General features: G+C 69.1%; 17 protein-coding genes. 10 read left to right on the forward strand and 7 right to left on the reverse strand.

Annotated elements, in window-relative coordinates:
* The 3 genes from GBG68_RS14385 to GBG68_RS07570 form a co-directional block, all read left to right on the forward strand.
* Nucleotides 1-217, forward strand: a 217-nt coding sequence (locus GBG68_RS14385) for a hypothetical protein (protein WP_226801712.1), incomplete at its 5' end; no start/stop codon positions are given.
* Nucleotides 218-436: 219 nt separating this feature from the next.
* Complete coding sequence (locus tag GBG68_RS07565; protein WP_152146338.1) at nt 437-1,234, forward strand: GGDEF domain-containing protein; 798 nt, start codon at nt 437-439, stop codon at nt 1,232-1,234.
* Nucleotides 1,235-1,291: 57 nt separating this feature from the next.
* Nucleotides 1,292-2,542 carry an MFS transporter gene (locus GBG68_RS07570; RefSeq protein WP_152146339.1) on the forward strand — a complete coding sequence of 417 codons (1,251 nt, stop codon included), beginning with the start codon at nt 1,292-1,294 and terminating at the stop codon, nt 2,540-2,542.
* Between the two features lie 499 nt (nt 2,543-3,041).
* Here the strand turns inward: GBG68_RS07570 and GBG68_RS07575 are convergent, their stop codons facing one another.
* Genes GBG68_RS07575 through GBG68_RS07590 form a run of 4 tightly spaced genes read right to left on the reverse strand, consistent with a single transcriptional unit; the run spans nt 3,042 to nt 5,747 of the window.
* Nucleotides 3,042-4,061 carry an alpha/beta hydrolase gene (locus GBG68_RS07575; protein ID WP_152146340.1) on the reverse strand — a complete coding sequence of 340 codons (1,020 nt, stop codon included), beginning with the start codon at nt 4,059-4,061 and terminating at the stop codon, nt 3,042-3,044.
* Nucleotides 4,058-4,492 carry an HIT domain-containing protein gene (locus GBG68_RS07580; protein WP_152146341.1) on the reverse strand — a complete coding sequence of 145 codons (435 nt, stop codon included), beginning with the start codon at nt 4,490-4,492 and terminating at the stop codon, nt 4,058-4,060. Before GBG68_RS07580 ends, GBG68_RS07575 begins: the two co-directional genes overlap by 4 nt.
* A 3-nt stretch (nt 4,493-4,495) precedes the next feature.
* Nucleotides 4,496-5,344, reverse strand: a complete 849-nt coding sequence (locus tag GBG68_RS07585; protein WP_152146342.1) for a PA4780 family RIO1-like protein kinase — start codon at nt 5,342-5,344, stop codon at nt 4,496-4,498.
* A gap of 31 nt (nt 5,345-5,375) precedes the next feature.
* On the reverse strand, nt 5,376-5,747 hold the full coding sequence (locus GBG68_RS07590) for a YajD family HNH nuclease (protein WP_152146343.1): 372 nt from the start codon (nt 5,745-5,747) through the stop codon (nt 5,376-5,378).
* Nucleotides 5,748-5,903: 156 nt separating this feature from the next.
* On the opposite strand from GBG68_RS07590, the gene GBG68_RS07595 reads away from it, so the two are divergent.
* The 4 genes from GBG68_RS07595 to GBG68_RS07610 all read left to right on the forward strand — a co-directional run bounded on the left by GBG68_RS07595 (nt 5,904) and on the right by GBG68_RS07610 (nt 8,810).
* Nucleotides 5,904-6,911, forward strand: coding sequence for an ABC transporter substrate-binding protein (locus tag GBG68_RS07595; protein WP_152146344.1), 1,008 nt, complete (start codon nt 5,904-5,906; stop codon nt 6,909-6,911).
* Entirely contained in the window at nt 6,911-7,693 is a 783-nt protein-coding gene (locus GBG68_RS07600) for an ABC transporter permease (RefSeq protein ID WP_152146345.1), read from the forward strand. The genes GBG68_RS07595 and GBG68_RS07600 overlap by 1 nt, the downstream gene beginning before the upstream one ends.
* Nucleotides 7,678-8,409 carry an ABC transporter ATP-binding protein gene (locus GBG68_RS07605; RefSeq protein WP_152146346.1) on the forward strand — a complete coding sequence of 244 codons (732 nt, stop codon included), beginning with the start codon at nt 7,678-7,680 and terminating at the stop codon, nt 8,407-8,409. The genes GBG68_RS07600 and GBG68_RS07605 overlap by 16 nt, the downstream gene beginning before the upstream one ends.
* A 98-nt stretch (nt 8,410-8,507) precedes the next feature.
* The gene (locus tag GBG68_RS07610; protein WP_152146347.1) at nt 8,508-8,810 is read left to right on the forward strand and encodes a hypothetical protein; all 303 of its coding nucleotides are present in this window, start codon (nt 8,508-8,510) and stop codon (nt 8,808-8,810) included.
* Between the two features lie 10 nt (nt 8,811-8,820).
* Here the strand turns inward: GBG68_RS07610 and GBG68_RS07615 are convergent, their stop codons facing one another.
* Entirely contained in the window at nt 8,821-9,129 is a 309-nt protein-coding gene (locus tag GBG68_RS07615; RefSeq protein WP_152146348.1) for a multidrug transporter, read from the reverse strand.
* A 170-nt stretch (nt 9,130-9,299) separates the two neighbouring features.
* Between GBG68_RS07615 and GBG68_RS07620 the strand changes: the two genes are divergently transcribed.
* Nucleotides 9,300-10,370: an AI-2E family transporter gene (locus tag GBG68_RS07620; RefSeq protein WP_152146349.1), complete on the forward strand. Its 1,071-nt coding sequence runs from the start codon at nt 9,300-9,302 to the stop codon at nt 10,368-10,370.
* Between the two features lie 75 nt (nt 10,371-10,445).
* Here the strand turns inward: GBG68_RS07620 and GBG68_RS07625 are convergent, their stop codons facing one another.
* The gene (locus GBG68_RS07625; RefSeq protein ID WP_152146350.1) at nt 10,446-13,043 is read right to left on the reverse strand and encodes a M6 family metalloprotease domain-containing protein; all 2,598 of its coding nucleotides are present in this window, start codon (nt 13,041-13,043) and stop codon (nt 10,446-10,448) included.
* Between the two features lie 158 nt (nt 13,044-13,201).
* Complete coding sequence (locus GBG68_RS07630) at nt 13,202-13,645, reverse strand: pseudoazurin (RefSeq protein ID WP_152146351.1); 444 nt, start codon at nt 13,643-13,645, stop codon at nt 13,202-13,204.
* A gap of 379 nt (nt 13,646-14,024) precedes the next feature.
* Here GBG68_RS07630 and GBG68_RS07635 point away from each other — a divergent pair, with 379 nt between their 5' ends.
* Together GBG68_RS07635 and GBG68_RS07640 are read left to right on the forward strand one after the other, a co-directional pair.
* Nucleotides 14,025-14,666 (forward strand): HPP family protein, encoded by a 642-nt coding sequence (locus tag GBG68_RS07635; RefSeq protein WP_226801713.1) that lies wholly within the window; start codon nt 14,025-14,027, stop codon nt 14,664-14,666.
* Nucleotides 14,667-14,747: 81 nt separating this feature from the next.
* Nucleotides 14,748-16,250, forward strand: a complete 1,503-nt coding sequence (locus tag GBG68_RS07640; protein ID WP_152146352.1) for a diguanylate cyclase domain-containing protein — start codon at nt 14,748-14,750, stop codon at nt 16,248-16,250.
* Nucleotides 16,251-16,325: the final 75 nt, after the last annotated feature.

Below are 16,325 nucleotides of genomic sequence, written 5' to 3' on the forward strand. Positions count from 1 at the left end.
TGCGCCCGGCGCTCCCCTGCGCTTCTCGCCGGAAGGGGGCGAGCAGCAAACTCGCTACGCTCAAACAAGCTGCTCGCTGATCCCCTTCCGGCTGCGATGCTCGGCTGCATCGACGGCCGCCACCGGCCGTACCCGCCCCAGGACCCGCGCCCAGCTTGCCGGCCCGGCCATCATCACAATCGAGAGGTCGGTTGGTTTTCCCGCGAACCCGCGATGAAGCTTATCCATGCCCGCCCCGCCGGCGGAATTGACGATTTCGTTACTGTGGGCGGCGTCAAACTTCCGACGAAGCCCCTGCCGCAGGCGGGAGAATGCTTGGCAAGCCCCCTTGGGGGGGTGCGCAACTAGCGGTAAATATTAGGAAATACGTGCTTGGCACGGCCTGTGCAAGACCTTCGACGAGATCCGCAGACACGCAGTCGTCGAGGTAAACGCCATGATCGTACGCCAGTTTCCCGCCAGCAGCCGCCCCCAGGACACCGCCAGTGCCTTGGCCACTCGCTTGTCCTTGGCCACCCGCCTGCACGAGAGCCTGGAGCCCTGCGCGGTGCTGGAGCAATTCTTCGCCGAGTTGCGTACCACGCTCGCCATCGCCAGTCTGGAATGGCGCGATGGGGCCGGCGGGGAAGCGATGACGCTCGGTCTGGCGGAGAACTGCCTGCTGGTGCACAGCCTGGAGGACGAGTTCGGTGAGCTGGGCGAACTGACGGTGAGCCGCGGGTACGGCTTCAGCGAAGCCGAGCAGCTGCGCCTGGAGCTGGCCATCGATGTGCTGCGCCCCGCGCTGCGCAACGCGCTGATGTATCGCGCCGCCATGCAGGGCACTCGGGTGAACCCGCGCAGCGGCCTGGGTAACCGTTTGGCACTCGAAGAGGCCTTGTTCCTGCAGCTGGATGCGCTGCGCCGCCATGACCAGGCCCTGAGCCTGGTGGTGCTGGACTGCGAGGACCTGGCCCTGGTGGAGAGTGACGCCGCCCTGGCCCAGGCCGCCGAGCGGCTCGCCCAGTACACCCGGGGCAGCGACCAGTTGTTCCAGGAGTCGGCCGGGCGCTTTCTGGTGTTGATGCCGCACACTCCCGCCGCCGGCGCGGTGCGCGCCGCCGAGCGCCTGGGCCTGCAGCTGCAGGCCCGCACCGCCCACGCCGAGGCCGAGCCCGGCGACACCCCGGCCACCTTGCTGGCCCGGGTGCTCAATGCTCGCCAGCGCAACGGCGCCGCCCGCAACGCCGCCTGATCCAATCCGCGCACCCTTGGGCTACAATCTCCCGCCTGTTCGGCGGGAGGTCCCACCATGCCTGTTCCGGCCCCACGCGGCGCGCTGCGCCTGCTGCTGGACCCCTTGTTCGGCCGTTACTTCTTCGGCCGGCTGCTCTCCACCACCGGGATCTGGATCCATAACATCGTTGCCGCCATCGTCGCCTGGGAGCTCAGCGGCTCCGCGCTGATGGTCGGTCTGGTAAGCGTTGCCCAGTTCGCCCCGCAGCTGCTCTTCGCACCGCTCTCCGGCGCGCTGGCGGATCGGGGGGATCGGCTGCGTCAGTTGCTGTGGGGGCGGGTGATCGTCACCAGCGGTTCCGGGGGGCTGGCGCTGTGGATCGCGCTGGCCGGCGTGGACGGGCTGCCCGGTGCCTGGCCGGTGGTGGCGGCGGCCTTCATCGTAGGGATGGGCTTCGTGGTGGGCGGGCCGGCCATGCACGCGCTGCTGCCGGCGCTGGTGCGCCGCGACGAGCTGCCCTCGGCGGTGGCGCTGGGGAACATTCCCATGACCCTCACCCGGGCTCTGGGGCCTGCCCTGGGCGCGCTGGTGGCGCTGCGCCTGGGGCCGGCGGCGGCCTTCGCGCTGGCCGCCGGCTTCAGCCTGCTGTTCGGGCTGCTCATCGCCGGGCTGCCGGTGCAAAGCCGCGCGCGGCGCAAGCCCGGCGGCGATACCTCGGTGTGGGGCGGGGTGCGCCATCTGCGCGTGGACCCCACCGTGGGGCGGCTGCTGATCGGCGTGGCGGCGGTGGGCATAGGCGCCGACCCGGCCATCACCCTGGCGCCGGCGCTCTCGGCGTTGCACGCCGAGGGCACTGAGCTGGCGGGCTTCTTCGCCTCGGCTTTCGGGGTGGGGGCGGCGACGGTCTACCTGGTGCTTGCCCTGTTGCGCCGGCGCCTCGGCCTGGCGGCATTGTCCACCTTGGGGCTGGGGTTGCTGGCGGCCGGCATGGTGGCGCTGGCCTTGAGTCCGGGGCCCTGGAGTGTGGCGGCGAGCTTCGTGCTGGCCGGCGGCGGCATGACCTGTGCGCTCACCGGCCTGTCCACCCAGGTGCAGCAGCGCCTGCCCGATGCGGTGCGCGGGCGGGTAATGGCGCTGTGGTCCATGGCCTTTCTAGGCTCCCGGCCCTTCGCCTCCAGCACCAATGGCGCGGTGACCGACTGGTTCTCGGTGGATGCCGCGCTGGGGCTGGTGGCCTTCGTGCTGTTGCTGGCGGCCTGGCTGTCGCGACCGAGCCGCATGCAGGCGCTGCCGGATTCGGTGGCCCGGGAGCTGGCGCGGCACTGAGACGCGGCGGGCGTCGGGGTCGCGCTCCCATCGGGCGGTAGCAAGGCGCTCCCGGGCATGGGTCGCGGGAGCCACAGCAGGGCGATGAGCGGCAGCAGCAGGATGATCCCAAGCGCCCAGTCGTTGCCCGCGGCCTGGTAGCGCTGGCTGAGCGGGCCCTCCCACAGGCGCAGCACCGCGCCTATTCCCCATTGCAGCAGGAAGGCACAGAGGAACACCCGCAGGATCATCCCCCGACTCAGGCGGCTGCTGTGCTCCGCTACACTCTGCTGGTGTCTCTCCCGGTCGTGCTCGGCGCGCCGCTGACGCAGGCCAGATTGTCTGGGCTTTGCCGTCAGCATCGACGGCTTGACGCTGCCGGAGTGCCTGCGATTGCAGGTGGCGCCGGAGTGGTGTTGTTGGCGTTGGCGCCGAGGGGGCCTTTGGGCGGGTCGGCGGCTGCCTGGGGGGTGACAGGCTGAAAGCTTCGTGATTCTCGCTATGAACGATGGCGCGGTTTCTATCGGGCTACTCGGGTTTCGCAGCAGCTCGTGAGCCAGCGGCTGATCTCGGTGGCGCTGGTCTCGGCGGCGATCAGGTCCAGGTGCCCCAGCCCGGGCAGCAGACTGACTTCGGCCTGGGGGGCGTGGCGGGCGAACAGCGCGGGGTAGGCGCGCGCACGGAAGCTCTCGTCGTCCTCCCCCACCAGCACGCGCAGCGGCCGCTCCAGCGCCGCCAGATCTTCCACATAGTCCATGCGCGGCTGCAGGGAGCGCTGCAGGCGGTAGGAGTAGTCCAGGGTCTCGGTGCCGTCGCGCAGTTCCCGGGGCATGTGAAAGTGCAGCACGGGGAGGTGGTTGAGCGCGGTGAGGCCCAACCGGCTCAACATGGTCAGGCCGATCATGCGGGGGATGTTGGGGCTGGCCCAGGCGGAGACTTTCTCGCCCTGGGTGGGGGCCTGGTAATGGATGTAGGGGGCGAGCAGCAGATGCCCGTCCACCGGTGCGTTGCCCCGTCCGCCCGCGTGCCGGATGACCAGCCCGCCGCCGGCGGAGTGCCCGCCGAGGATCACGGCCTGCCCCGGATGCTGTCGGCGCACCAGGGCGAGCAGCGCGTTCAGATCCGCTTCCAGTTGCCCCACGTAGTCCACATCGCCCCGGCGCTTCGGCTGCGGACCGTGGCCGCGCAGATCCGGAGCGTACACATGGGCGGCATCGCTGAGCCGCAGGGCGAGTGGATGCAGATAGCCGCCATAGGCCCTGGCGCCGTGGATCAGGATCAGGGCCGGGGCGTGCTCGTGCCTGGCGGGATAGTAGCGGTAGGCGAGCCGTTGGCCGTCCGCGGCGGTGTAGTAGTGGGGCGCGGGCAGGCCGGCGAGAGGCTTGCGCTCCACCGCGTTGAAGGCCGTGCCGGCGCCGCTGCTCGGTTGTTCGGCGGGCCGGCCCAGGCCCACCAGGGCGAGCGCGACCAGCAGATACAGCAGCAAGGAGCCCAATGCCCCCCGCAGCAATCGCCGTGCCCAGCGTCGCGCACCGTTCATGGGCGGCTCTCCGGCTCGGCGCTGAGCAGGCCGGCGGCGCGCAGGGCCTGGCGTATGCCCTCCAGGGCCGCGGGCCCCCAGTCCGGCCCCGCGGGCAGCCGGCCCCAGACCACGCCGGGCCAACAGGGGTCGTCCTCGCGCCGGCCGACAACATGGATGTGCAATTGGGGGACCAGGTTGCCGATGGCGGCAAGGTTGACGCGTCGGCAGCCATGGTGGGTCTGGACGAAGGCGGCCAGCGCGTCCAGTTGCGCGCGCACCCGGGCCCGCTGGTCCGGGGGCAGTTCGTGGAGCTGGCCGTGGCCGGTCTCGGGCACCAGGATGTACCAGGGCAGCAGGGCATTACGTTGCAGTAGCAGCCAGCCGCCGTCCTTGTGGCCGAGCACATGGCAATCCGCCGCCAGGCGCGGGTGTAGCTGGAAGCCGTCCATGGCTCAGTCAACCTCCATCGCCCGCAGGCGCGCTTCCAGGGCTTCTTCCCGGGCCGCGTCGATCTCCCGCAGCACCTCGTCCACGTCGGCGGGGCGCTCATCGCGCTGAAAACGGCCGGTGAGTGGCTGCTCCGGGCTGAGGTCGGCGGCTTCGTACAGCGCCCAGATCTCCCGGCCGTAATCGGTCTGGGCCAGCTCCGGCGCCCACTGGGCGAACCAGGCGCTGAGCCGGTCCACGTCGCGCAGCAGCATGCGCGGTGCGTGGTTGTTGCCGGCGGCGTCCACCGCCTGGGGCAGGTCGATGATCACCGGCCCCTGGGGATCCACCAGCACGTTGTATTCCGACAGATCGCCGTGGATCAGGCCGGCGCAGAGCATGCGCACCACTTCTTGCATCAGCCGTGCGTGGAAATCACGTGCCTGGGCGGGCTCCAGGCGCAGATCGTCGAGGCGCGGTGCGACATCACCGTCGGCGTCGGTGACCAGCTCCATCAGCAGCACGCCGTCGATGAAGCTGTAGGGCCGGGGGACGCGCACACCGGCCTCGGCGAGGCGGTACAGGGCATCCACCTCGGCGCTCTGCCAGGCGGCTTCCTGCTCTTCGCGGCCGTAGCGGCTGCGCTTTTGCATGGCGCGGCCCCGGCGGCTGTTGCGCACCTGGCGGCCCTCCTGGTACTGGGTCTGGCTGCGAAAGCCGCGCTGATTGGCTTCCTTGTAGACCTTGGCGCAGCGCAGTTCCTCACCACATTGCACGAGGAATACGCTGGCTTCCTTGCCGCTTTTGAGCTGGCGCACCACCTGGTCGATCAGGCCGTCGGCTAGCAGGGGTTGCAGGCGTTTGGGTGTCTTCAAGCGTGTTTCCGGTTGTCGGTGGCGCGGGGCTTCACTCGTCCCGCTTCAGCAGATCCGCCAGTCCCGCCAGCCCCTTGTGGGTGGCGGCGCTGGCGGGGCGGCCGGCCTCGCCGGCGCCGGTGGCGTCCAGCTGGCGGGCGTGTTCGTTGTCGTGGCAGTACAGACAGAGTAACTCCCAGTTGCTCCCATCGGGGGGGTTGTTGTCATGGTTGTGATCACGATGATGCACGGTGAGCTCGCGCAGATTGGCGCGGCTGAATTCCCGCCCGCAGCGGCCGCAGACCCAGGGGTAGAGCTTCAGCGCCTGCTCCCGGTAGCCCTGCTCCCGAGCCAGGCGCTGGCGCTGGGTCTCGGCGACCAGCCGGTCCAGCCGGTCCATGTCGGGGGTCTTGCGTATGGGCATGGCGGCGCTCGCTGTGTTCCTGCCTGAGCGCAGTGTAGGCGGAGGCAGGCGGTGGCCGTCAAATATGAATATGCGAATTAGTGCTAAAAATCGACTTTCATATGCATTGCGCGCTGTTTAGCATGGGCTCCCCGTCTTCCCCGTGGAGGATTTCCCATGCGTAAGTTCGTTGCCTGGCTGTTCGCGCTGACCCTGGGCTGGAGCGCGGTGGCGAGTGCCGAAGCGCGTCTGGAGATCGGTTATATGCCGATCATCCCGGTGGCCCAGTCTTTCCTGATCCTGGAAGGCGATGCCCTGGCCCGGGCCGGCGTCACGGACGTGGACACGGTCCAGTTCCAGAACGGTCCGGCCATGGTGCAGGCGCTGCTCGCCGGCCAGCTGGATGTGGCCTTCGTCGGCATAGGCCCGGCGATGGTGGCCCGTGCCAAGGGGGCGGACGTGAAGGTGGTGGCCTCCAATATCGTCGAGCAGATCAGCATTCTCGCGCTGGGCGAGCTGGCGCCGTACTTCGAGCGGGGTGATGCCGCCACGGCCTTTGCCCGCTTCGCCGAGGACCAGGGCCGCAAGCCGGTGCTGAGCACCTTCCCCCGGGGCTCGGTGCCCGAGACGGTGTTGCAGTACTGGCTGCGCGAGCAGCTGGGCGTGGCGCCGGACAGTGTCGAGATCATCTACCAGGGGGCCGCCCAGGTGCAGCAGTCGCTGATGACCGGGGCGGTGGACGGCGCGGCCATCCTGGAGCCGGTGGTGAGCGTCGTCACCGAGCGTATGCCCGCGGCACGGGTGGTGGTCAGCGGTGCTGCACTCTTCCCCGACCAGCCCGGTGCGGTGCTGCTGGTGCGCGAGCGCCTGATCGAGCAGCAGCCTGAACTGGTACGCGCGCTGGTGGCCGCCCACGTGGAGGCCACCGAGACCCTGCGCGAACAACCCGCCGAGGCCGCCCCGGTGGTGGGCCGCTACGTGGGTGGTGGCCGCCTGCCGGTGGCCATCGTGGAACGGGCGATTCGCAATTCCCGGGAGAACTTCCGCGCCGACCCGAACAGCATCATCGAGGGCACCCGCCGGATGCGCGACTTCCAGGCCGAACTCGGCACCCTGAAGGTGGATGTGGATCTGGAGGCGCTGTTCGATACCCGCTTCTACGATGAGCTTGCCGGGGCGCGCTGATGCACGGCCCGGCACACCCGCTGCTGCGCTCGCGCCTTGGGCGGGCGGCCTTCGGCCTGCTCGGGGTGGTGCTGTTCGTCGCGCTGTGGAAGTTCGCCCAGGCCAGCGGCTGGGCGGCGCGGGGCAGCATCCCCGACCCTTTTCTGCTGCCCTCGGCCCTGCGCGAGGAATGGGCCTCGGGGCGGCTGGCCCCGGTGATCCTCTCCAGCCTCACCCATTACGTGTGGGGGCTGGGCCTGGGCACACTGTGCGGTTTTCTGGTGGGGCTGCTGGCGGCGTCCTCCACGCTGGCCGATGTCCTGCATGCCTGGCTTGCCCGCATCCTGCGGCCCATTCCGCCGCTCGCCTGGGTGGTGTTCGCCATCGCCTGGTTCAAGGTGAGCCACGCCGGGGCGGCCTTCGTCATCGCCATCGGCGTGTTCTGGGTGAACTACTTCGCCACCTATTCCGCCGTGCGCGGGGTGGAACCACGCTACTACGAACTGGCCCGGGCCTTCGCTCAGCACGGTGCCTTGCGCCAGGCCTGGCAAGTGACCCTGCCGGCGGCCGCACCTGGGGTCTTCGCCGGGGTGCGCACCGGCATCGGCCAAGCCTGGATGACGCTCATCGCCGCGGAGCTGCTGGGCGTGCCCGGCATGGGCCAGGAAATGAACGCCGCCGCCGGGATGGGGGCCTATGAGGCGGTGGTGGTCTACATGCTGATCATCTCGCTGGTCTACAGCCTGAGCGATTACCTGTTTGCCCAAGTGGAGAAGCGAGCCCTGCAATGGCGCCCGTCCTGAACATCGAACGCCTCGCTTACCGCTATGCCCCCGACGCGCCGCCGGTGTTCCAGGGGCTGGACCTGCAGGTGCAGCCCGGGGAGTTCATCGCCGTGGTGGGCGGCTCGGGGGTGGGCAAGTCCACGCTGCTGCGCTGCGTGGCCGGGCTGAGCCGGCACTGCGATGGCGAGATCCGGTTGCAGGTGGCCGGGGGGGCGGGCCGTCGCGCCCACGCCACGGTGTTTCAGGACGCGCGCCTGATGCCCTGGCGGCGGGTGCGCGGCAATATCGCCTATGGCCTGCAGGGTCTGGGCTTGAGCAAGGCGCAGATGGCCGAGCGGGTGGCTGAGGTCCTGAGCCTCACCCGGCTCACCGAGCTGGCCGATCGCTGGCCCCACCAGCTCTCCGGCGGCCAGTCCCAGCGCGCGGGCATTGCCCGGGCCTTGGCGGTGCACCCCGAGCTGCTGTTGATGGACGAGCCCTTCAGCGCGGTGGACGCGATTACCCGCGAGCATCTGCAGGATCAGCTGCTGGGCATTTGGCAGCGGACCGGCAAGGCGGTGCTGTTCGTCACCCACGACATCGACGAGGCGGTGTACCTGGCTGATCGGGTGCTGGTGCTGGCCGGCGCGCCCGCGCGGGTGGCGCTGGACCAGCGCATCGAGCCGGCGCGCCCGCGCCGCCGTGGCGACGTGGCGCTGCAGGCCCTGGCCCACGAGATCGCCCGGGCGTTGTAAAGTCCCTTGGTACATCGTCCGCTCCCGGCCTTCCTCGGCCGCGCCCGCAGGCAAAGGAGGGGCGGCTAGCGTCCAACCGCGAACCTTCGGAGCCTTCCATGACTGAACTTCACGTCCTGCTGCACGCGCCCACCCCGGAAGCCTTTCACCGGGCGCAGGCCAATGCCCGCAATCTGTTGAAGGACGAACCCGCCGCGCGGGTGGAGATCGTGGTCAACGGCCCCGCCCTGCCCGCCGCGTTGGCGCTGGAAGCCGTGGATCTGCAGCCGCTGTTGCGGCTGTGCGAGAACAGCCTCGCCAAACAGGGCCTGAACGCGCCGGCCGGGCTTGCCCGCGTGCCGGCGGCGGTGGCCTACCTGGCTCGCCGCCAGCTGGAGGGCTGGGCGTATATCCGCTGCTGAGCCGGCCGGCTCAGAATTCGACGGGACAGCCCAGGCAGCGGGTAAAGGTGGCCCGCGCCGGTTTGAGGAACAAGGTCTCGCCGGCGCTGTCGACGCTGCGACTGGGCAGGGTGAAGGGCAGGGAGGCTACGAAGGCGACGCCGCCGAGTACGGTGCCCACCAGCAGCAGGGGACGAGTGAGTACCAGATCGCCCACCATCATGTGCGCCGCCGGTTCCTTCTCGTAGGCCCGGGGCTCCGCGGCCTGGCCGGTCACCGACAGTACAAGCAGGCAGGCGGCCAGCAGGGCTGGTACAAGGCGGCGGGCGGGGCTGGTCATTCTTTGCTCTCCTGGGCTCGGGCGTGGGTGCTGTGTGCGGGCTGCGCATGAAACCGCTCTAGCCTAAGGGCTGCGTCGGGGCGGGGCAACCAGGCCCGTTCGCCGGGTTGGCGGCCGCCCCGGGGCTGGTCTAGTGTGACAGCACTGCATTGGGGATACGGTAACCGCACATGGATGATTTGCGCCCGTTGAAGGCACCGCTGTGGGGGCTGTTTGCCCTGGGTGTGCTCTACACCCTGTATCTGGCCCGGGAACTCACCCTGCCCATCACCCTGGCGGGACTGCTCAGTTTATTGCTCGCGCCCGTGGTGACGCGGCTGGCCCTGTACGGGGTGCCCCGGGCGCTGAGTGCCCTGGCGCTGTTGGCGCTGCTGCTGGCGGCGGTGGGGGGCATTGGTGTGATGGTGGCCGGGCCGGTGATGGACTGGGCGGAGGAGGCGCCGCGGGGCCTTTCCCGGCTGCTGGTGGCCGATGGCGGGCTCGGCGAGGCCTGGCAGCGGATGACCGATTCCGCCCGCGAGGTGGAGCAGCAGCTCAGCCAGGAGAGCACCGCCCGGGAACCCACCACCGTGGTGCTGCAATCCGAGTCCTGGCGCGGGCAGTTGCTGGTGCGCGCGCGGGACACCACGGTGGCCGTGGCGCTGGCCCTGGCGCTGTGCTACTTCCTGCTGGTGAGCGGCAATGCGCTGATCGGCAATATCGCCGCCCAGATCCGCAGCCGCCCCCGGCGGCGCACCCTGCTGCTGGTGATCCGCGACGCCCAGCGCGAGATCGCCCGTTACCTGGCCGTGATCACCCTGAGCAACACCACCGTGGGCCTGCTCACGGGACTGATGACCATGGCGCTGGGGCTGCCCTCGCCGGCGGTCTGGGGCCTGCTGGCGGGCTTGCTGCGCTTCGTGCCCTATCTGGGGGTGATTCTTGCCACGTCGTTGCTGGCGGTGGTCTCGGCCACCACTCAGGACGGGGTCTGGCTGATGCTCGCCGCGCCGGCGGGTTATCTGCTGCTGAACACGGTGGTGGGATTTTTCCTGGAGCCCTACATCCACGGCTACCGCATGGCGGTGAACCCGATCTTCGTGTTTCTGGCGATCTTCGTCTGGGGCTGGTTCTGGGGGGCGGTGGGGGTACTGCTGGCGGTACCGCTGATGACAGTGATCCAGGTGATCCTGCGCCAGATCGATGCCCTGGCGCCGGTGTACAAGGTGATCTCGCGCCCGGCCCCTCGATCCCGCCCCTAGGGAATGGATCAGTGTCTCACTAGCCGCCATGCGGCGTAGCGGGATCGAGGGTTTTGCCGGTGGGTGGGTCTGGCCTTAGTTGCAGCTGCCTGCTTCGTAGTAGCCGCTCGGTTGTTCGCGCAGGGTGATCTGGGTGTAGAGGAACACCGAGCCGATCACCTCATCGGAACCCACTGCGCAGGCATCGTAGTTGTAGTTGCCGCAGGCATAGGCGCGGCCGGCGTTGATGTGGCCCTGGGCGGTGGCGGTGTGCTCGGTGCAGCCGCCGCTGTTGTCCACCACCGTGACCGTGCGAGTGCGGGTGACGGCGGGGTTGCCGGCGGCGTCGCTCACATCGTAGTCGAGGGTGTACTCGCCGGCGGTATTGCTGTCCACGCTGCCGCTGATCACCACCTGTGAGGTGATATCGCCATCGGTGTCATCGCTGGCGCTGTAGCCCGGTTCCACCCAGGGGTCGCCCAGGTTCAGGGTGATCTGGGTGTCGCCCTGCAGGGTGATCACCGGGGCGGTGGTGTCGGTGCCGCCGCCGTCGTCCGGCAGCACGTGCACGGTGCGGGTCTGCACCTCGGCCCAGTTGCCGGCGCTGTCCTTGACGAAGTACTCACGGGTATAGGTGCCGACGCGGCTGAGGCTCACCCCGCCCGACCAGCCGACTCGGCTGCTGATATCACCGTCCACGTCGTCATGGGCGCTGTAGCCCGGATCCTGGTAGCCGCTGCTGTTCGGATCCACGGTGTAGGTCTGTACCGCGTCACCCACCAGGGTGATTACCGGCGGGGTGTAGTCCGGTGCCGGGCAGTTGCCCAGGCTGAAGTAGCCGGGTGTGGTTTCGGACAGAGTCACCTGGTTGTAGGTATAGGTGCCCAGATCATCCCCCGAGCCCACGGCGTAATAACGGGTGGTGGTCCACCAGCCGCTGCCTTCCTGCACGCTGTAGGCGCGGCCCGCGCTCTCATGCTGGGGGTTGGTGGCGCTGTGGCTGGTGCAGGGCGCGTGCTGGCGGCGCAGGTCGAAGCTCATGGTCTCGCCGGGGGCGGAGATGTTCTCCACCACCAGGCCGGAGTAGGTGCCGCTGGGGTAGGCGCTGTTCACCACGGTGTCGGGGCCCAGGGTGTGGGCGTTGCCGCTGAACCACAGGGAGTCGCGGCGCGCGCCCAGGCCCAGGTTCGGATCATCGTCGGCGCGATAGATGTGCACCCGGGCGGTGCTGTTGGTGTAGGCGATCATCAGCCCGGTATCGCCGGTGGCGATGCGGTCCAGGCCGCGGATCAGGCCCTCATCGTAGCCCTGCACCTTGCGCTGCTCCAGCAGCCAGTAGCGGCTCTGGTTCTCGCCCAGTATCTGGTAAACGCTCGGGTTGGCACTGAACCAGTGGCCGATGCCATGGCTCTGCGCGTGCTCGCCGGGGTAGAGCCGCTGGGCCTGAACCAGGCCGTATTGGCCGCCGGGCAGACGGGCATTGAGGCGGCTGTGGGCAATCATGTGCACCGGCCGTTCGCCGGAGCGTTCGCCGGGCTTGTAACCCCAGCTGCCGGTGCCCATCAGGCCCCAGCTGGAAACATCCGAGGGCTGGTTGTACAGGTCTGACAGGCCGAAGGCGGAGTGGCCGAATTCATGGGCGATGATGCCGATGGTGCTGTCGTATTCCTCCCCCTGGGGGCCCTGACGTTCGCCCAGGCCCATGTAGCTGGTCCACAGGTTGATGCCGTCGTAATCGCCCAGGTTGGCGGAAAAACGCGCGTGGCCCCAGAAACCTTCGGTGGAGGAGGCGTAGTACGAACTTTCCGGGCCGGCCACCACGAAGGCGAGGGTCAGCTCATCCTGGTCCACGCGGCCGTCGCCGTCGACGTCGAAGGCGGCGAAGTCGACCTGGGCGTCGGCGAGGGCGAGCGCGTCCTGTAGCACCGCGTTCCAGGCCGAGGTGTTCTTGGCGTGGTGGGGGTGGGGGTAATTCAGCTGCACGCGCACCAGGCCGTCATTGGCGGTGCCGTCGGTCTCGGCGGCCGGGGCGATCTGCACCTGGTTGCCGCTCATTTCCTGGAAATAGTCGTTCACGCTGCCGGGGGTGGGGGCGTTGGGGTAGCCGCCGAAGATGCGATCGGCCCAGCTGGACGCGCCGTTGACGAAGCTCTGGTCGGTGAACTCCACCATCACTACCAGCGCGGTATAGGCGCTCGCAGCCTGGCTGCTGGTGCCCGCGGCGAAGCTGCGGGCGGCGGCGCCGTTCTCGTGGCGGGTCGGCGCCGACGGTGCCAGCTTGCGGCTCAGCGGGTTTTGCTGCAGCAGGCGTTGCTGGTCCAGTTCGAAGCGGCGCCACAGGGCGCGCCAGGCCTGGCGCGCTTCATCAGCGCTCGCGGCCCAGCTCGGCTTGCCCTGGCCCAGGGCAATACCGGAAAGGCTCAGGCCTGGGGTGGTGCTCTGCGCGCCGGCCTGGCGCAGGCGGGCGTATTCGTAGCGCTGCCGGGTGGCATTGAACAGCACCACCGCGCCGGTTTCCGCCTGCTCGAACCAATGCAGGTGCTCATCGCCCCGGGGCTGGAGCTGGAAGCGCTGGCCGTCGGGCTGGGCGACCCAGCGGGGCTCCGGGTTCACCGGCATGGCGGCGGCGGGCAGAGCGAGGAGGAGGGCGAGCAGTACGAGACTGGCGCCTAGCAGGCGGTGGATTCTGTTCATGAGCTGGTGTCCCCGGTGGCAAAAGCGTGGCCGAGCAACACCCGCGGATCATTGGCATGAGATATGTGATCAGCGGTTCATTATTGTGTTGCTGCGGTGCGCAATTGTATGGCACCGCAGCAAGCAATCAACTCCCCAAAGGGGGGGTAAGCGTATTTTCAGTCCACCTGCCCCAGGTATTTGTCCAGCCGTTCCTTGCCCATGGCAATGTTCGCCTTGAGCGCCTCGGCCGCCGCCGCCGCGTCTTCGGCGTTCACGGCGTCGCCCACCTGGATCACGCCTACCATGCCCAGCGGCAGGTGCGGATCGCATTGATACAGATACACCCCTTCGGCATCCAGGGTCACGCTGAAGGGTTTGTCCATGGGGCCTTTCCAGGCTTCGGCCCCGTCGGGGACGAAGGCGCTGGCGCTGTTATGGGCCATGCCCGCCGGTACGAAGCGCACGGTGTCGCCGGGGGCGACTTTCAGGTACCCGGGTTCGAAGACCATGCTGCCGTCGGCGCCGCTGTCCAGCATGCGCACCTCATGGTCGGCCGCCTGCGCGGCGCTGGCGAGCCCCAGGCAAAGGGCAACGCTGAGGGGGATAAGTCGCAGTTTCATGGCGTGTACTCCTGCAGTGGGTTGGGGATATCAAGGAGGCGCGGCCTCACTGCCTGCAAAAGTAGCGCATTAGATGAATGTTTTGTTTGACGCCAATCAACATTCGTGGTGAAACCGCGCCGATGGGCGTTGATGGGGCCCAGGGTGGTTTGGCGGGACGGCGGCAGTACGGAGCACGGGCCTGATCGGAGGGCATGTGGTGCCGGTTACGGGGCGGGCGTGGACTTGGGGCAGTCCACGCCGATGTTCGCGGGCTGTTCTCACCCCGTCCGGATCATCGAAGAAATCTTTATATGCTTAGTGAGAAACAATTCTTGGGCCTGCCGGGGCGGGCCGCGCTAAGATGCGCCGCCTCAAAATGGGCAGGGGAGCGGCTTGGGTGAGTAGCGGCGGTGAGACGCAGCGTTGGCGGTTGGTGCGGGGGGTGCTGCGGCGCATGCACCTGGAGCGGGTCAGCGAGCGCTTCGACCCGACCCTGGTGCTGGCGGCTTTCAACTTCGTCAACGGCGGGGTGAGCATCGGGCTGATCGCCGCGGTGGCCCTGTGGACCGGCGAGTCCTTCATCTTCCCTTCCCTGGGGGCCACGGCCTTTATCCTCTTCTATATGCCCCTGGCCGCGCCTGCCTCGCCGCGCAATGTGTTGTTGGGACATCTGATCGGGGCACTGGCCGGCTGGGCAAGCCTCGCCCTGTTCGGTTTGCTGGACGCCGCCCCCGCGGTGATGGCCGGCATGGACTGGCCCCGGGTAGGGGCTACCGCGCTTTCCCTGGCGGTGACCACCAGTCTGATGGCCCTGCTGCGGGTGGCGCATCCGCCCGCCGGCGCCACCACGCTCATCGTGTCGCTGGGGCTCATGCCGCAGCTCTCGCAAATTCCCGTGCTGATGGCGGCGGTGCTCCTGCTGCTGGCCCAGGCGCTGGTGTTGAACCGTCTGGCCGGCTTGCCCTACCCCTGGTGGGCGCGACAGGCCGGGCCCGGTGCGCAGCTGGATATCGCCAGTGGCGGTGCGCCGGCCCGCTGAATGCCACCCATCTACTGCCACGGACGCGTTCGCCTGCCGGCGGGCTTGGTAGGATAAGCGCCAACCGGGGGGAGAATCCGCATGACCTTGACGCGCCAATTTCGCATCACACCGCTGTTTTTCGGCGCGGTGCTGGTCGTGGTGGCCCTGCAATTGGGCATTCTCTATGCCAACGAGCGAGTCGCCCTGCGTCTTCAGGAGGATCTGGTGGCCATTAACGTGGCCGGGCGCCAGCGCATGCTGGTCGAGGGCATTGGCCGCGACCTGTTGATGTTGCGCCGTCCTGAGCTTGTCCCGGAGCGGCGCGACGCGGTGCTGGCCGCGCTGGAGCGCAAGCGCGGTCTGTTCGCGGCTACCTTGCAGGCTTTCGCCCAGGGGGGGGAGACCGAGGGGCTGTACGGCCGGCCGCATCGTCTGGCCGCGCTGCGGGCGCCGGCGAACCGCGCGGCGCTACAACAGCTGCGGACCTATTGGTCAGGCTATGAGCCGTTGCTGAGCGCCGTGCTGGCGGCGCGGGGCGCGCCGTCGGCCTTGGCCGAAGCGCAGGCCTACAGCCTGGGTGAGGGCGGTGTACGACTGTTGCAGGCCGCCGATCGGCTGACCCAGGCCGTAGAGGCCCATAGCCGCGGCCAGGCGCGGACCCTGCGGCTGTGGCAAAGCAGCGCGGCGTTTCTGGCCCTGCTGGGTTTTTTGTTGCTGGTGTACTGGTTCTGGCGGCAGTGGCGGGGCGCGGCCCGCGGCGAGCAGCGGCTGCGCCGTCTGCTGGACCGGGTGGGGACGGGCGTATTGCTGGTCGATCCGGGCGGACGGATCGAGTACGCCAATGCGCTCGCCGCCACCCTGTTCGCCGGCAGTCGCGAGCAATTGTTGGGGCGGCTCTATTCGGAGCTGGTTCGCGAGGCGATTCCGGGGCCCGAGCGTGCGGAGGCGCATCGTGGCCGGCGTCTCGATGGTACCCGTTTCGAGGCGCGGGTGAGGCTGGACGATTTGCTGCTGGACGGGCGCCGGGTGCGCGTGGCCACCGTGGTGGATGTGACGCGCCAACGGGCGCTGGAGTCGCAGCTGCGGCACCTGGCTCATCACGATGCCCTGACGGGCCTGCCCAACCGGCGCGCGTTCGAAACCCGCTTGGGCGAAGCGCTGTCCGCTGCCGAGCGCCACGGGCAGGAGTTGGCTCTGTTGTTCGTGGATCTGGACGGGTTCAAGCCGGTGAACGACCGTTACGGTCACGGCGCGGGGGATCAATTGCTGGTGGATATCGCCAAGCGCCTGCGCGAGAGCCTGCGCACCGAGGATGTGGTGGCGCGGGTGGGCGGGGATGAATTCGCCGTGCTGCTGGTGCCGCCGGAGCGAGACGCGGCCGAGGCCGCGGCGCGTTCCGTGGCCGGGAAGCTGATCGCCGCCCTACGGCGGCCGTTTCAGGCCGGTGACGCGGCGGTATGCATCGGTGCGAGCGTGGGCATCGCCCTGTACCCGCAGCATGGTACGGACCTGCCGACGCTCCTGGCCGCCGCCGATACGGCGATGTATGCGGCCAAGGCGCGCGGCGGCGGGGTGTTCCGGGTGGTCGGCGAGGCGGAATAGGCCTCGCCGAACCGGCAGCCCGGGGCTCGCTGCCCGGGGGTCATTGCCCAGGGCTCACTGCCTAGGGCTCACTGC

The sequence above is a fragment of the Alkalilimnicola sp. S0819 genome, from assembly GCF_009295635.1.
Classification (GTDB): Bacteria; Pseudomonadota; Gammaproteobacteria; order Nitrococcales; family WHIW01; genus S0819.

Coding starts and splice junctions, on each gene's coding strand:
- GBG68_RS07575 (WP_152146340.1), bottom strand. CDS start 4,061: ATGAACGGTGCGCGACGCTGGGCACGGCGATTGCTGCGGGGGGCATTG.
- GBG68_RS07565 (WP_152146338.1), top strand. CDS start 437: ATGATCGTACGCCAGTTTCCCGCCAGCAGCCGCCCCCAGGACACCGCC.
- GBG68_RS07570 (WP_152146339.1), top strand. CDS start 1,292: ATGCCTGTTCCGGCCCCACGCGGCGCGCTGCGCCTGCTGCTGGACCCC.
- GBG68_RS07605 (WP_152146346.1), top strand. CDS start 7,678: ATGGCGCCCGTCCTGAACATCGAACGCCTCGCTTACCGCTATGCCCCC.
- GBG68_RS07615 (WP_152146348.1), bottom strand. CDS start 9,129: ATGACCAGCCCCGCCCGCCGCCTTGTACCAGCCCTGCTGGCCGCCTGC.
- GBG68_RS07590 (WP_152146343.1), bottom strand. CDS start 5,747: ATGCCCATACGCAAGACCCCCGACATGGACCGGCTGGACCGGCTGGTC.
- GBG68_RS07625 (WP_152146350.1), bottom strand. CDS start 13,043: ATGAACAGAATCCACCGCCTGCTAGGCGCCAGTCTCGTACTGCTCGCC.
- GBG68_RS07620 (WP_152146349.1), top strand. CDS start 9,300: ATGGATGATTTGCGCCCGTTGAAGGCACCGCTGTGGGGGCTGTTTGCC.
- GBG68_RS07640 (WP_152146352.1), top strand. CDS start 14,748: ATGACCTTGACGCGCCAATTTCGCATCACACCGCTGTTTTTCGGCGCG.
- GBG68_RS07580 (WP_152146341.1), bottom strand. CDS start 4,492: ATGGACGGCTTCCAGCTACACCCGCGCCTGGCGGCGGATTGCCATGTG.
- GBG68_RS07595 (WP_152146344.1), top strand. CDS start 5,904: ATGCGTAAGTTCGTTGCCTGGCTGTTCGCGCTGACCCTGGGCTGGAGC.
- GBG68_RS07610 (WP_152146347.1), top strand. CDS start 8,508: ATGACTGAACTTCACGTCCTGCTGCACGCGCCCACCCCGGAAGCCTTT.
- GBG68_RS07600 (WP_152146345.1), top strand. CDS start 6,911: ATGCACGGCCCGGCACACCCGCTGCTGCGCTCGCGCCTTGGGCGGGCG.
- GBG68_RS07630 (WP_152146351.1), bottom strand. CDS start 13,645: ATGAAACTGCGACTTATCCCCCTCAGCGTTGCCCTTTGCCTGGGGCTC.